The sequence below is a fragment of the Pseudomonas mucidolens genome (assembly GCF_900106045.1).
In the GTDB taxonomy this organism is placed as follows: domain Bacteria; phylum Pseudomonadota; class Gammaproteobacteria; order Pseudomonadales; family Pseudomonadaceae; genus Aquipseudomonas; species Aquipseudomonas mucidolens.
On sequence record NZ_LT629802.1, the window covers coordinates 2763323 to 2777988 of the forward strand.

The window sequence follows — 14666 nt, forward strand, 5'->3', positions numbered from 1 at the left end:
TGTCGGAAAATCGGGTATGAATGAGAGTGCTTTTTATTCAAGCCCGAATCACAGCGGCTTGATCACCACCACCAGATCGGTGAAATATTCCACTTTGATCGGCAGGTTGTCCGCCAGTGTCGCCAGCGCCGCGTGCGTGTCATCGAGCTTGAACACCCCGGACACGCGCAGTCCTCGCAGCGCCTCGGGATCAAAGCGCACCACGCCATGCCGGTAGCGGGCCAGGGTCTGCAGCACTTCGCTGAGCGGCTGGTCATCCACCGTCAGCAGGCCCCGGGTCCAGGCGGCCGGGTCACTGTTGCCAACCGGTTGCGCCGGCTGCGCACGACCATCCTTCAGGACCGACATGTTCCCGGCCGTGACGTTCACCACCTCGCTATGGTTGCCCTTGGCAGCCACGGTTGACTCGATCACCGTCACCCGCGTCGAACCATCCGCCACGCGCTGTACCAGGAAGCGCGTACCCAATGCGGTTGCCGTACCTTGCTCGGTGCGTACCACGAATGGCCGCTGGGTATCCTTGGCCACCTCGACCCACATTTCCCCTTGCAGCAACTCGATCTCCCGCTGGTGGCCGTCGAACTTCACGTCCAGCGCCGAGTTGCTGTTGAGCTGCAACTGGCTGCCATCCGCCAGCAGCACCTGGCGCCGTTCGCCCACACTGGTGCGCTGGTCGGCCATCCATACCGGCAAGTGCTCAAGCCCCGCCCAGCCGCAAATCAACAGCCCCAGCAGCGCAATAGTCTGGGCGCCGCGGGCGGCATACCTCGGTTTGTGCGGGGTGAAGGCTTGACTCAATGCCTGGCGTGCCGGAGCAGCGGGCAACTCATCAAGGCTGCCCCACAGTGTGCGCATGCGTTCATACGCCACCCGATGCCGTGGATCGAGCTGGCACCAGTCTTCAAGCGCTGCGCGGTCGATCTCGGTGACCGCATCGTCATGCAGCAACGCCAGCCAGCGGGCCGCTTCGTTGATGATCTGTGCGGAGGATGGAGCTTGGGCACTCACAGCGGATCTGCGCCGTGCAGTGTGTGGTAGCAGTGCACCAGCGCATGGGAAATATAGTTTTTCACGGTGCTCGGCGACACCTGGAGCTGAGTGGCGATTTCGCTGTAGGTCAAACCGTCAAGGCGGCTGAGCAGGAACGCTTCGCGGACCTTTTCCGGCAGCCCGGCGAGCATCAGCGCGATCCGCTCCAGGGTTTGCAATGCCACATGAATGGCCGCCGGATCCGGCATGCCCGCCTCCTGGCTCTGGATCGCCAGTGCTTCCATGTAGGCCCTCTCGATCTTGCGCCGCCGTGCGCCATCAATCAGCAAGCGCCCCGCGGTCGTCGCCAAAAAGGCCCGTGGTTCCTTGATGTTCTGTGGGTCGGCCAGCAACAACACGCGCACGAACGCATCATGGGCAAGATCCGCCGCATGTTGCGAGCACCCCAGCTTCTTGCGCAGCCAGCCATGCAACCAGGCATGGTGATCGCTATAAAGCGTGGTGAGGGTCTGCTGGCGGCGGGCGCTTGTACGGTCGGCCACAGGAAAGTCATGCATGCGCAAAAATTTCTCAAATAAGAAAGATTACCAATCGCGCAAACGATGACAGTAAAACGATGGCGGGGCAAGGGTCAAAGTCAAGTCGGCTGAACAGGCGTCAGCCGCTAGTCGCTGTCGAGCCCCCGTTCGACGCTGCCGAGGTCAATGGTCCGGGAAATTCCCGCGCAACGCTTCCAGGCCACCGCTGTAGACACCGGCAAACAACGCTTCCACGGTTTCATCCGTCACCCCGTTCTGCGGGGTAAACACACCGGACCAGGTGACTTTTGCCGAGCTTTCGGTCAGGGCTTCCACCTGCAAGGTGGCCAGGTACGCGCTCACCGGAAACGGTGACGCCTCGATGGTGTAGCTGTAGGTGCGCGCCACGTTATCAAAGGTCTGCAGACGTTCCACAATCACCCCACCGTCGGCGGTTTGCAGATGACGTACGCGACCGCCCTGCGCGGGTTCACTCTTGGAGATAAGGGGCAGCCAGTCCGGCAGCGAATTGAAGCCACCGACCAATTGCCAGACCTGTTCGGCCGAGACCGGGATTTCAATTACAGAAGATGCTGTTGCCATGGAAGTCTCCAGAAAAGTAGTTAGATCGGCATGCCGCGATACCACTGCACTGATGCAATGTACGCCACCCGCCTCACCGCCGGCTCGGAAAATACCGGACTGATCGGCAAGACGCGCTGCCGGGCAGTCTTGAGACCGGCATTTTCAACGATCGTTTTGCCTCAATTCAGCCAATTCCCGCCATCCACGTTATAGGTTTGCGCCACCACGTAATCGGCCTCTTTAGAGGCGAGAAAAATCGCCATTCCGGTAAGGTCCTGCGCGCGACCCATCCGTCCGAACGGCACCTGGGCCCCGACCCGCCTTTTTTTCTCGCCCAACGGCAGCCCTTCGTGCTTGGCAAACAATGCGTCCACACCATCCCAATGCTCGCCATCCACCACACCCGGGGCAATAGCATTCACATTGATCCCGTGCTTGATCAGGTCCAGCCCGGCTGATTGCGTGAGGCTGATCAACGCCGCCTTGCTCGCGCAATACACCGCGACCAACGCCTCGCCCCGACGCCCGGCCTGGCTGGCCATATTGATTACCTTGCCGCCATGGCCCTGGCGGATCATCTGCCGGGCGGCGGCTTGCAGGGTGAACAGACTGCCAGCGACGTTGATCGAGAACAGGCGCTCGAAACTCTCCCGGCTGATGTCGACAATCGGCGCCAGGTCGAACAGCGCCGCATTGTTGATCAAGATGTCGAGCTTGCCAGCCCGGGCCACCACGGTGGCAATCGCGGCGTCGATGGAAACTTGATCGGTCACATCCATCGCTACCGCATAAGCCTGTGGGCCGAGTTGCGCTGCGCAGGCCTGAGCGCTGTGCAGATTGATGTCGGCGATAGCCACCATCGCCCCCTCGTCAATATAGGCCTGGGCAAAGGCTCGGCCGATGCCACGCGCAGACCCGGTGATCAGGGCGCTTTTACCTTGCAGTCGTTTCATTGAACGCTCATCCGTCTAGAAAAGTGATGACTTCGAATAATCCTTGCCGTTCTCCACGGCGTGACGTGGGTTGCGGGCGGCCTTTCGTTGTTCACGGATCGATTACAGCAGCTTGGCCTGGACCGGACAAACCCGTGGCGGATGTCGTCCCGGTACTTTTTTAACCGCTGGCCCGAGATCAAAAAAGTATCAGTCGCGGGTAAAACCGCTGCTAGCGGCCGGTCATCGATTACGCGTATTTTGGTGTAATGCCAAGACCCAACAAGGCTTAACCCCATGCCAGACAGCCGCAGCGCCCTGTTCGAGCAACGTCCCGCCGAGCTGGAGGTGATTCTTCCTGAACCCGAGCATGGCTTTCGCTGGTACGAACACGACTATCCCTATGCGCTCGCCCGCTGGAACCATCACCCTGAATTTGAAATCCACCTGATCCGCCAAGGCAGCGGCAAATTGGTGGTGGGCGACTATATCGGTGGATTTGGTGCCGGCCATGTCGCGCTGATCGGCCCCGACCTGCCCCACGACTGGATTGGCGACCTGGCGCCCGGCGAATACTTGACAGGACGCGATGTGGTCCTGCAGTTCGATGGCGCGGCGCTGTTGGCGTTACGCGGTACGCTGCCGGAACTGGGGGATTTGCAGGGGTTGTTTGAGCGCGCCCGACGCGGCCTTGAATTCACCGGAGAAACCGCGCTGCGCGCCGCCGAATTGCTTGAAGCGATTGGATTGGCGCAAGGCTTGAATCGCTTGATCCTGTTTATGCAATTACTGCAAACCCTGGCGCAGGCACCGGCACCGCACAGTCATATCCTGGCCAGCGCCTGTTACACCCCGAGCCTGGATGCCCGCAGCTGCGAACGCATTCACACAGCGTTCGATTACCTGATGACAGAACTGACCGGCGATCTGCGCCTGTCGGTCATCGCCCAGCGTTTGAACATGAGCGAGCCAGGCTTTTCACGCTTCTTCAAGCGCGTCACCGGTCACGGTTTTATTGATCTGATGCGTAAATTCCGGGTCCAGCGCGCGTGTCGGTTGTTACTGCAAACTGAAATGTCGGTGGCCGATATCTGTTTTGAAGTGGGCTACGCCAATCTTTCCAACTTCAACCGACACTTTCGTATCGAAATGCACCAGACCCCCAGCGAATATCGGCGGGAAACCGCGCTGTACCTGTTCCAGCGCAACGGTTATCAGGCGTTGCCATTTACCAAGGCCCGTTGAGCCAGGCGCGCCACGGCCAGGTCGATATCTGCGCAGATGAACGACAGACAAGCGGTTCACGGCAAAGCACGGATCGACTACACCCAGGACACCTTGTTTGGACCTTTGGCCACGCGGAGTGCCAGGTGAGCTTGCTTGAGGAGGCGCCGGGTAGTCTGGTCCTGCAGGTATTTCAACCGTTTCCCGACGACCTTCAAGACGCACAAACGGTAGTTTTCGCTCTGGAGGGGCGCCGGACCAGCGGCGTAGTGCGTGCAACCCGGCGCCAGCCTCAGGCAGGCGTTGGAACCGCAATAGACCGCGACTCAGGGAGCTGGCGTGCCAGCCCCCCATTCTCGCGTCTAGCCATGAGCTGACTTGGCGCACTCACAGCCGGTCGCCGAAGCACACGGCTCGCCATGCGCATGCTGGTCGGCACAGCCCTGGCAGCAATAGCCCTTGCCGTCTTTCTGCACGGCATCTTGCCCTAATACACAGTTGCAGTGTGGGCAGGCACAGGTTGGATCTGGCATGTTCAGACTCCTTTTCATGGTCGTCCCGGTGCGGCGGTCGCCAGCACCTTAAGCAGTGACTGCTGGCCAACACACTAGGTTCAACCTCATTGGTCGGCTCGCCGGGTGTTGCTGCGATACATGAACACCAGCGCCAAAGCCAGGCACAACATTGCCAGAATACGGCTGCCGGAGAGTTCGATGGACGGGTTGCCCAGCCAACCGAAGTTATCGATCAACATCCCCATGCCCAATTGCCCGACGATCACCGCGACCGTCGCCACTGCCGTGCCCACGACAGGCACCGCGCCCACCATCACGATCATGTACACCACGCCAAACAGCGCCCCAGTCAGTTGCCACTTGGGCACCTGCAACAGACTGACAGTGTGGGCCGGCTCGAAAAACACAATCAGCAGCCCGGTCACCACAGCGCCCACCGCAAATGTCAGCAGACTGCTACGCAGCACACCGACCGTCTGTCCCAAGCGACCGTTGATCGCCGCTTGCACGCTCAATACCGCGCCTGCGGCGACCACCAACATCAACAGAAAAATCAGATTCATCGTTTTAACCCCGTGAAATCAGAACAAGCGCCACCACAATCAACAGCAGCGCGATCCAGCGTTCGCCGTTGACCCGCTTACGCGCGGTGCCGAACCAGCCGAAATGATCGATCAATACGCTTTTGCCGACCTGGCCCGAGAGAATCGCGATCATGGTCATGGCGATACCGATATGCGGCGTGGCCAAGGTCAGCACTACCACATACATCGGCCCCAGGAACCCGCCGATCAGTTGCCAGCGTGGCAGTTCAGTCAACGCCGGACCTTTTTGCGGACCACTCAATAGCAGCAGCAGAAGCAGAATGGCTGCACCGACGCCGAAGATGCTCAAGGTGGCCCACAAGTGCCCGACCTGCTCGCCCAAAGGCCCGAGTAACCCGGCTTCCACCGACAACCCCATGCCGGCGAGGATGACCAGGGGCAAGAGCAAAAGCCTGAGGAGGGTTTTCGGTTTTGCCGGCGCCGAAGCCTGCGCCGCCGTGTCAATCGAAGAAGTTTGCATACACACCTGTGCGTCAGAGAAGAACAATGACGCGCATTATCCGGTAGCACTGCTGTGCGATAAATGGGAGCATGCGGACAACACTTTTGCGCACTGCGCACAGCATGGTGACCCGATGCAAGGCTTGAACGAGTTGAGTTTCAAGGCGCTACGCCTGTTTGTCGCAGTGCTGGACTACGGCAGTTTCTCCGAAGTCGCTCGTCGCGAAGGCTTGGCGCCCTCCTCCATTTCCAGGCAGATACAGTTGATGGAGCAGGCCCTTAGCCAGCAATTGCTGTATCGCCACACCCGTGCCGTCAGCCCCACCGAAGCCGGGCGGTTGTTAGGCCATCATGCGCGCGTGATGTTGCAACAACTGGAAGAGGCCGGGCAGGCCTTGCAGGAACAGGAACGTGAACCCAGCGGCCTGGTCAGGATCAACGCACCAATGGTCTTCGGCCAGCGGCACTTGTCACCGTGGCTGGCACAACTGTGTGAGCGCTATCCCAAGTTGCAGTTGGATATCCAGCAAACCGACACCTTCGTCGACCCGCTGCAAGAAGGTGCGGATCTGTTATTTCGGATTGGCGTGCTCAACGATTCCGGTATGCAAGCACGCATTTTCGCCCCTCAGCGGTATCGCATCGCCGCCAGCCCTGATTATCTCGCACGGCGCGGTACGCCAAGGCATCCCGATGAATTGGTCAATCACCAATGCCTGGCCTACAAAGGTGCCAATGGCCAGCAGCGCTGGTTTTTTCGCCGCGCCCAGGGCGACTGGACGCCCTACTCCGTCAAAGGCCCGATCACCGGCAACCACGCCGATACTCTCGCTCGCGCCGCCGAACAAGGCTTGGGATTTGTGGTGTTTCCTTCCTGGCTGATTGGCGAAAGCCTGCGGGCTGGAACCTTGCGCGCGGTTCTGACCGAGTATGACGTGGCAACCACCCTGGAACCCCAACAAATCGCCGCCCTGTGGCCCGGCAGCCGGCGCTTGTCAGTGAAGGTGCGTACGGTTATCGATTACTTTGTCGAAACGTTCGGAACGGTGCCGTACTGGGATCGTTGAATCAGAACAGCCATTGGCCAATCAACCAGGCATTCGCCCCGCAGATCACCACGAACAGCGTCCAGACCAGCAAACGCGTGTGCAGACGGTTTACAAAAGGTCCCATCAGTGGCTTGTCACTGGTCATGCGAATCAATGGATACAGGGCAAACGGCAACTGCAGGCTAAGCACCACCTGGCTGAGAACCAGCAACTTGCCGATGGCGTCATCACCCATCAACCACACCCCAAGAAACGCCGGGATCAGCGCCAGCCCGCGTGTGATCAGACGCCGTTGCCAGCACGGAATCCGCAGATTGAGATAGCCTTCCATGATCACTTGGCCGGCAATGGTGCCGGTGAAGGTTGAACTCTGGCCGGACGCCAGCAAGGCAATGCCAAACAGGACGCTGGCAAACGCACCGCCGACCAGCGGGTCCAGCAAGTGATAAGCGTCCTGAATTTGCACCACGTCGGTATGGCCGGTCTGGTGAAACGCCGCTGCCGCCAGCACCAGAATCGCGGCGTTGACCAGCAACGCCAGGGCCAGCGAGCCAATGGTGTCGATCCGTGCCAGCTTGACCGCGTCCTGACGACTGGCCAAGTCCTTGCCGAATAAGCGGGTCTGCACGATTGAACTGTGCAAATACAGGTTATGCGGCATCACCGTGGCGCCCAGGATACCGATCGCCAGGTACAGCGGCGCGGCATCGCTGATGGCCGACAGTGACGGCGTGAAACCACGGAACACATCGGGCCAATAGGGTTTGATCAAAACCAGTTCAACAAAGAAACACACGCCGATGGTCGCCACCAGCGCCAGCATGATCGCTTCCAGACGGCGGAAACCACGGTTTTGCAGGGCCAGGATCAACAGCGTGTCAAACGCGGTGAGCACAATACCGGTGGTCAAGGACACCCCCAGCAACAGGTGAAACGCCAGGGCACAGCCGAGGACTTCGGCCAGGTCGGTGGCGATGATCGAGATTTCCGCGAGCACCCATTGCAGGCGCGACGAACGCTTGCTGTAGCGTTCGCGGCACAATTGCGCCAGATCCTTGCCCGTCGCAATCCCCAGGCGCGAACACAGGCATTGCACCGCCATTCCCGCCAGGCTGGCCAGCAACACCACGAACAACAGGCTGTAGCCGTAACGTGATCCGGCCTCGATGGCCGTGGCCCAGTTGCCGGGGTCCATGTAGCCGATGGAGACCAACAAGCCTGGACCCGCGAACCTCAACACGCGCTTGAAAAACGAAGCGCTGGCATCGACAGCGATGGTACCGGCGACTTCCGGCGGACAAAACGGCGCAGTAGCGATTTTCGGCAGACTGAATTTCACGCGGGGCACTCGGCGGACACACTCGACAGGCGCGCAGCTTAGCAGTCGGACGCGACCGTACGCATCACCGTCTCCCGAGGCAGATCAAACGCCTCGACGACTTTCACCACCAGGTCCATTTCCTGACTCAACGCCTCCCGTTCCAGGCGTTGGCGAATCCCCCCCCAACACCAGCACCGCCAACGTCGTGATGGAGTACGCCGGCCCGGAAAAGGCGCGCACCCCGCTCACCAGTAACATCGCTGCCGCCAGCGCCTGACCCACTACCGGGATCGCGGTGGCCGCACCACGGCGCAGGATAAAACCGGTCAAGCCGGCGAGCGCCGTGCCACTCAAGGCGGTTGTCGCCGTGCGCCCGACATCGAATCGATTGAAAAAACCCTGTTCCTTGTGCGCCGCGGCCTTGAGCTCCGCGTCGAAGGCCTGCCGGTCAGCTTGGCTGAGCTTGTCCTTGTATTGCTCGATCAACCGCTCGGCGACCTGGGCTTCCAGATCCGCCAGCGCCACCTTGTCGGGGGACTCGTCGAACTTGATCCCCAGGCGCTGCGCCACATCCTGGGCCATTTCCCGATAGCTGACGCCATGCCCGCGTGCCAGGTTCATAAAGCTATCGCCGCCCATGCGCTGTAGTTCGATAGCCAACTTCAGCGGCTCACGTACCGTGGCATCGATCGCCGCGCTGCGTTTCTGCGCCATCAACTCGACGAGGAACTTCAACTCTTCCGGCCGCGCCTGCACCAGCAACGGAAACAGGTCGATATCGTCCTCGGCAAAGCGGACTTCGCTGCTGCGCTGATCGGCGCGAATCATACCGCGACGCTCCTGCAACAGGTCGGTGTACTGCACCACCGTTTTCAACTGAGGCCAGTAGGCAGCGTGGTCGAAGGTGGCCAGATGCACATTCGCCACTTTGGCCTTGAGCGCCGGGGTAACGGGAATCGCGTAACGGCCGATGCAGCGCTCGCTGTCCGGCTTGAGCGCCAGCGCCCAGTCCTTGCTGGAGTGACAGTTGATCACCCGGCCCTTGAGGGGCGCCGAAACTTCATCCCATGGGCTGGAAGTGCAAATTGCGCCGCCCATCAACAGCAGATTGTTCAACGGCAACTCTCGGGCCGTGTCGGGAGTCGCCAACAGGCTCTTGACCAGAATCCGCGCGCCCAGGGAGTGGCCGATCAGGTTGATTCGCTGTACGTCTATGGATTCGCGATGCAGGTAATTGGCCAGTTCAGGCAGCAGGCTCTTCGCCACCTCGTCGACCCGCGCCTCGACACTTTTGTAGTGGTCGAGGAAATAAGCAATCGCCTTGCCCAGGCCAATCGTCGCCGCGCCCAGGGTACCGCCGCCGAGCATCGAGCCGATCACGTCCTTGAACGGCGCGAACAGATTTTCCAGGAAATGCCCCGCCGGCCAGAACAGCATCAGGTTGGTGGAACCCTCGATGCTCGCCAGCTGGTGCTTGAAGTTGCCCAACTGTTGCTGATTGAAGAACGCCGAATAACCGTGAACGTAAAGATTGAGCACCTCCCCTTGGGGGTCGCCACACAGGACGAACGTGGGCTTGCGGGTGCGGTGCATTTCCTCCCACTGGTGTTGCATGAGGCGCTGACTCCTGGACGATGGAGGGCGATAGTAGCAAAGGGTGAGCAGCAAGACCGTGAAAAGCGCTGTGATCCTGTGGCTAGGGGGCTTGTCCCCATGCCGTTCAGTTAAGGCTTGTGTAGGGAGCGAGGGGCACCTGGCTTTTGCTCGCGAAGAACTCATAGGTGCCGCGTTTATCCAGGAAACACACGTTATCGTTGACGTTTTTCGCGAGTAATCTCGCTCCTACAGTGATCGCTATTTGCTTAATTGAACGGTATTGGGACTTGTCCTCTCGCCACAGGGTTGGTGGTTCTTCGCAAAAAATTCAGATTCCCCCAGCGCAAAAAACGCTCTAATAGCGCCCTGTTGATTCGCTAAAAATCCTGGAGTAAGCGATGCCCCATGAAGGCAACCTGTTACAAGCGGCCGTGGTTTTCCTGTTTGCCGCCGTACTCACCGTGCCCCTGGCCAAGCGTCTGCAACTGGGGGCCGTCCTCGGCTATTTGCTGGCCGGTGTGATCATCGGTCCCTCGGTGCTGGGATTGGTGGGCAACCCGCAGAGTGTTGCGCAGTTTTCCGAGCTGGGTGTGGTGTTGCTGCTGTTCATCATCGGTCTTGAGCTGTCACCAAAACGCCTGTGGGTAATGCGCAAGTCGGTGTTCGGTGTCGGTCTGGCCCAGGTGCTGTCAACCGCGGCGGTGATGGGCGCGGTGGCCCTTTGGGCGTTTGATCAGTCGTGGAACAGCGCGATCGTGCTGGGCCTGGGTCTGGCGCTGTCCTCCACCGCCTTTGGCCTGCAAAGCCTGGCTGAACGCAAGGAGCTGAACAGCCCCCACGGGCGCCTGGCCTTTGCCATTTTGCTGTTTCAGGACATCGCGGCTATTCCGTTGATCGCCATGGTGCCGCTGCTGGCCGGCAGCGATCACACCACCACCGCCGCCCAGGACCTGAATCACGGGCTGCAGGTATTGGGCAGTATCGCGGTGGTGGTCATCGGCGGTCGCTACCTGTTGCGCCCGGTGTTTCGCATCGTCGCCAAGACCGGCCTGCGCGAAGTGTCCACTGCCACCGCGCTGCTGGTAGTGATTGGTACCGCCTGGCTGATGGAACTGGTGGGTGTGTCCATGGCTCTCGGCGCATTCCTCGCTGGCTTGCTGCTGGCCGATTCGGAATACCGCCACGAACTGGAATCCCAGATCGAACCGTTCAAGGGCCTGCTGCTGGGGCTGTTTTTTATCAGCGTCGGCATGAGCGCCAATATCAGTCTGTTGTTCAGCACACCGTTCGTGGTACTGGGGCTGACGCTATTGCTGATCGGCATCAAGTTGCCACTCTTGTATGGCGTGGGCCAGATGGTCGGTGAGTTGAACCGCGAAAGCGCGCTGCGCCTGGGTGTCGTGCTGGCCGCAGGCGGGGAATTCGCCTTCGTGGTGTTCAAGATCGGACGCGATCAGGGCCTGTTCGAGCCGCGCCTGTATGACCTTCTGGTGCTGGCCATTACCTTGTCCATGGCCCTGACACCCTTGCTGTTGCTGCTGTGTCCGAAATTGTTCAAGGCCAAGAGCAAACCGGTGGAGGTGCCAGAAGAGTACCGCGCCATCGACAGTGATGCGCCACGGGTGGTCATCGCCGGGATGGGCCGCATGGGGCAGATCGTCGCGCGAATCCTGCGGGCACAGAACATCTCGTTTATCGCCCTCGACACTTCGGTGGAAACCATCGAGCTGACGCGCAGCTTTGGTGATATGCCGGTGTTCTATGGCGACCCTCAGCGTCCGGAAATCCTGCATGCGGCGAAGGTCGATCAAGCGGAGTACTTCGTGATCGCCATGGATGATCCCGAAATCAACATCAAGACCGCCGAGCTGGTGCGCAATCTCTACCCGCACATGAAGATCATCGCTCGTGCCCGAAATCGCCAGCACGTGCATCGTCTGGTGGATCTGGATGCCGCGTCGGTGCGAGAAACCTTCTATTCCAGCCTGGAAATGAGCCGGCAGACCCTGGTCGGCCTGGGTCTGAGCCAGGCCCAGGCCGACGCCCGGATCAACCGCTTCAAGCTTCACGACTTGCACCTGCTGGCGGCCCAACACGCGGTGTACGACGACGCCGCCAAGGTGATGCAGTCTGCCCAGGAGGCCCGCGCCGAACTGGCGCGTTTGTTTGAGATGGACCGCCTCGAGGAAGAGTCCAACAAGGCCTGAGGGGAGAGATGAACGAATTTGCGAAATTTCTGACAGAATACGCCGCAAATTCGTTCTTTTCTGGAGAGCTTCATGGCCACCCTCAGCAAAACCGCTGCCTTTCTGGCCCTCGCGCTGACCGCCGGGTTCGGCGCCAGCCACGGGGTGGCGGCCACCAAACCCGCCGCGCAGAAAACCGCCAGCCAAGCCATCTCCACCCTGGACGGCAAGTTCACTTTCCACCTGCCAAACGCCTATATCGCCGACGCCCTGCCCTCAGGTGACGAAGCGCAGGGTACCGCCGGCACTCGCGGCACGATGTACACCAACCAGGTCGGTAAAAGCGTGGTGATCGTGGCCGAAACGGTGCGCAATGACGGCATCACTATCAAGGACAACGACCCACAGTTTCTCGATGGCGCCGTGGCCGGTTTCATCAAGGACCAAAGCGCCGCATTGCCTGACTTCAAGCAGCAGAAAGAGCGGAAACTGACGGTCAAGGGCCTGGGTCTGCGCCAGGTGGACAGCACCGCGACGATGGGCGGCGGCAAGACGTTGAACTCAACCTTCCTGGCCGGTTCGGGTAATCGCTTGCTGGTGATCCAGGCTATTTCCCGCGCCGATGATGCGAAGGGTCACGGTCTGTTGGTGAAACAGATTACCGGCGGCAAGTAGCGGTCCTAGGGTTTGCGCAACAGATAAGTGTCCATGATCCAGCCATTGGCCTGGCGCGCGGCCTTGCGTACCCGCTCGATTTCCTCGGCCACCTCCGCCACCTTGCCGCTGATCAGAATTTCGTCCGGCGTGCCTAGATAAGCGCCCCAATAGATGTCCATGTCCCGATCGGCGACGCTGCGGTAGGAATCCTCGGCATCCAGCATCACGACCAGCGTGTCGGCATCGCTCGCCTGCCCCGCTGCCAACCGACGCCCAGTGGTGATTTCAATCGAGCGCCCGATGCGGTTCAACGGCACTTTATGCTGGGCGGCCAGCGCCTGGACGCTGGTGATGCCGGGAATGACCTCAAACTCGAACACGCAGCGACCACTGGCGAGAATCGCCTGCAAGATGCGAATGGTGCTGTCATACAACGCCGGATCGCCCCAGGCCAGAAACGCCCCCACTTCACCCTCGGCCAACTCCTCGTTGATCATCCGCTCAAACGTCTGTTGTTTGTCCCGATTGAGATCCTGGACGGCAGCGGTGTAGTCGATCTCACCGCGCACTCGCTCGGGGCAATCGGCTTCCACGAATCGATAGGCATGATCGGCATTGATATAGGTCGCGCAGATTTCCCGGCGCAGATCGATCAGCTTGTCCTTGCTCTGGCCTTTGTCCATCAGGAAAAACACATCGGTACGGTTCAGCGCCTTCACCGCCTGCATCGTGATGTAGTCAGGGTTGCCGGCGCCAATGCCGATGATCAGGATTTTTTTCATGACGGTGTTCTCAATGCGGGGGGCGAATTCTGCCATGTTCGCGCGGGTCAGGTCTCACGCGTTTCCAGGCGCAGGCGCCATACGTGGTTGAAACGCAGCTCGGTGGAGGACAGCGGCTCCACATCGATCCTGTTGAACTGCGCGGGCGGGCATTGCATAACGTGCAACAACGCAGCGCGGATGATAAAGGGATGAGTGACCGCCAGCACATGCCCCGGTGTGCGTTCCAGCGACTGTAACCACTGCCCGACCCGCTCGCGTAGCTGCGAAAGCGATTCGCCGCCATGGGGCGCGACCGTGGGATCGGTCAACCAGGCCTGTAACGCTTCGGGCTCGGCCTGTTGAATCTGCTCGATTGCCGCGCCACGCCAGCGGCCCAGATCGCAATCGCGCAGCGCCTCGTCAACCGTGGCAGCGCGGCTAAACAACGTTGCAGTCTGCCGGGTCCGGGTTTCTGGTCCACACAGCACCCGTGGCAGGTGCTTGAAGCGCGAAGAGAAAGACTGCGCCGCGTTCTGCCAGTCCATTTCCAACGGCTCATCAAGTGCAAAACAGCCGCGCTTTTGAGCGCGGGTGCTGGCATGACAAATCAGGGTCAAGCGGGTGGCCTGCATCATCAGTCGCTCGAGCATCAAGAGGAAAAAAACGTCACCGGCAAAGCGGACTCGATATATTACAGCGATCTCGGCTCATACACCCGAACATGCCAGGTAGAGTCTCTCATAATCGCCACCCGGCGGAGGCCGACTCCTTCCATCCAGTCAAGTTTTTATGGCGAATCCTTTGTTTCGCGCAGGCTTGCGGGCCAGTTCCCGTAGCCACGGCAAGACCCGCAGGCCAGACGTCGGCGAGGGTGGGTCGATGATCTCCATGAAGTGCTCGAGGGTAATGCTGTCCGGCGAACCCGGCAAACGCATCAGCGCCGACTGCGTCAGGGTGATGCTCGGCCCCAGTTTCTGATCGTCGTAGACCAGCACGTGGCGCACCCGCGGGTGCTGCCGCAGCGTCCGGCTCCCGCCAGCCGCGACCAGGCCGGCATTGATGATCAACACATCAAAAGGCTCGGCCGGTATGTCGATAAGGATTCGCACCTCTTCGAAGCTCTGCACCGGAACGATACGGTGGTAACCCAGTTGGTTGAGCATTTTTTCGATATACAGCCGTTGCAGGTGATGTTCGTCGGCAACCAGGAGGGTCAATGAGGCGTTTGGCATGATAAACCCTGAGCAAGCAGCGCTCGCGAAAGGAGAAGAGTGGCGTACTTT

15 protein-coding genes and 1 pseudogene are annotated in these 14666 nt (G+C 60.2%); 4 read left to right on the top strand and 12 right to left on the bottom strand.

Features of this window, described 5'->3' with window-relative positions:
- Positions 1-48: 48 nt before the first annotated feature.
- From BLU75_RS12875 to BLU75_RS12890, 4 genes are all read right to left on the bottom strand, one after another.
- Positions 49-1008 carry a FecR family protein gene (locus tag BLU75_RS12875; protein WP_084380062.1) on the bottom strand — a complete coding sequence of 320 codons (960 nt, stop codon included), beginning with the start codon at positions 1006-1008 and terminating at the stop codon, positions 49-51.
- Positions 1005-1547, bottom strand: coding sequence for a sigma-70 family RNA polymerase sigma factor (locus tag BLU75_RS12880; RefSeq protein WP_084380064.1), 543 nt, complete (start codon positions 1545-1547; stop codon positions 1005-1007). The genes BLU75_RS12875 and BLU75_RS12880 overlap by 4 nt, the downstream gene beginning before the upstream one ends.
- A 144-nt stretch (positions 1548-1691) precedes the next feature.
- Positions 1692-2111, bottom strand: a complete 420-nt coding sequence (locus BLU75_RS12885) for an SRPBCC family protein (RefSeq protein WP_084380066.1) — start codon at positions 2109-2111, stop codon at positions 1692-1694.
- A gap of 161 nt (positions 2112-2272) precedes the next feature.
- The gene (locus BLU75_RS12890; protein WP_084380068.1) at positions 2273-3046 is read right to left on the bottom strand and encodes an L-iditol 2-dehydrogenase; all 774 of its coding nucleotides are present in this window, start codon (positions 3044-3046) and stop codon (positions 2273-2275) included.
- Positions 3047-3322: 276 nt separating this feature from the next.
- Between BLU75_RS12890 and BLU75_RS12895 the strand changes: the two genes are divergently transcribed.
- Entirely contained in the window at positions 3323-4270 is a 948-nt protein-coding gene (locus BLU75_RS12895) for an AraC family transcriptional regulator (RefSeq protein WP_084380070.1), read from the top strand.
- A 341-nt stretch (positions 4271-4611) separates the two neighbouring features.
- Here BLU75_RS12895 and BLU75_RS12905 read toward each other — a convergent pair whose 3' ends face one another.
- From BLU75_RS12905 to BLU75_RS12915, 3 genes are all read right to left on the bottom strand, one after another.
- On the bottom strand, positions 4612-4782 hold the full coding sequence (locus BLU75_RS12905; protein WP_084380072.1) for a metallothionein: 171 nt from the start codon (positions 4780-4782) through the stop codon (positions 4612-4614).
- Between the two features lie 86 nt (positions 4783-4868).
- Complete coding sequence (locus BLU75_RS12910) at positions 4869-5327, bottom strand: DMT family transporter (protein ID WP_084380075.1); 459 nt, start codon at positions 5325-5327, stop codon at positions 4869-4871.
- Between the two features lie 4 nt (positions 5328-5331).
- Positions 5332-5829, bottom strand: a complete 498-nt coding sequence (locus BLU75_RS12915) for a DMT family transporter (RefSeq protein WP_084380076.1) — start codon at positions 5827-5829, stop codon at positions 5332-5334.
- 115 nt (positions 5830-5944) lie between these two features.
- On the opposite strand from BLU75_RS12915, the gene BLU75_RS12920 reads away from it, so the two are divergent.
- Positions 5945-6877, top strand: coding sequence for a LysR family transcriptional regulator (locus BLU75_RS12920; RefSeq protein ID WP_084380078.1), 933 nt, complete (start codon positions 5945-5947; stop codon positions 6875-6877).
- A gap of 1 nt (position 6878) precedes the next feature.
- Here the strand turns inward: BLU75_RS12920 and BLU75_RS12925 are convergent, their stop codons facing one another.
- Together BLU75_RS12925 and BLU75_RS12930 are read right to left on the bottom strand one after the other, a co-directional pair.
- The gene (locus tag BLU75_RS12925; RefSeq protein WP_084380080.1) at positions 6879-8198 is read right to left on the bottom strand and encodes an Nramp family divalent metal transporter; all 1320 of its coding nucleotides are present in this window, start codon (positions 8196-8198) and stop codon (positions 6879-6881) included.
- A gap of 38 nt (positions 8199-8236) precedes the next feature.
- Positions 8237-9794, bottom strand: a pseudogene (locus BLU75_RS12930) (DUF726 domain-containing protein).
- Positions 9795-10174: 380 nt separating this feature from the next.
- Here BLU75_RS12930 and BLU75_RS12935 point away from each other — a divergent pair.
- A complete protein-coding gene (locus tag BLU75_RS12935) occupies positions 10175-11983 on the top strand; it encodes a monovalent cation:proton antiporter-2 (CPA2) family protein (protein ID WP_084380082.1) in 1809 nt (602 codons plus the stop codon).
- 72 nt (positions 11984-12055) lie between these two features.
- The gene (locus tag BLU75_RS12940) at positions 12056-12637 is read left to right on the top strand and encodes a DcrB/PsbP domain-containing protein (RefSeq protein WP_084380084.1); all 582 of its coding nucleotides are present in this window, start codon (positions 12056-12058) and stop codon (positions 12635-12637) included.
- A 5-nt stretch (positions 12638-12642) separates the two neighbouring features.
- Here BLU75_RS12940 and cobF read toward each other — a convergent pair whose 3' ends face one another.
- From cobF to BLU75_RS12955, 3 genes are all read right to left on the bottom strand, one after another.
- Positions 12643-13401, bottom strand: a complete 759-nt coding sequence (gene cobF, locus BLU75_RS12945; protein WP_084380162.1) for a precorrin-6A synthase (deacetylating) — start codon at positions 13399-13401, stop codon at positions 12643-12645.
- A 47-nt stretch (positions 13402-13448) separates the two neighbouring features.
- Complete coding sequence (locus BLU75_RS12950; RefSeq protein ID WP_084380164.1) at positions 13449-14015, bottom strand: histidine phosphatase family protein; 567 nt, start codon at positions 14013-14015, stop codon at positions 13449-13451.
- A gap of 147 nt (positions 14016-14162) precedes the next feature.
- Positions 14163-14615: a chemotaxis protein CheY gene (locus BLU75_RS12955; RefSeq protein ID WP_084380086.1), complete on the bottom strand. Its 453-nt coding sequence runs from the start codon at positions 14613-14615 to the stop codon at positions 14163-14165.
- Between the last annotated feature and the right edge of the window lie 51 nt (positions 14616-14666).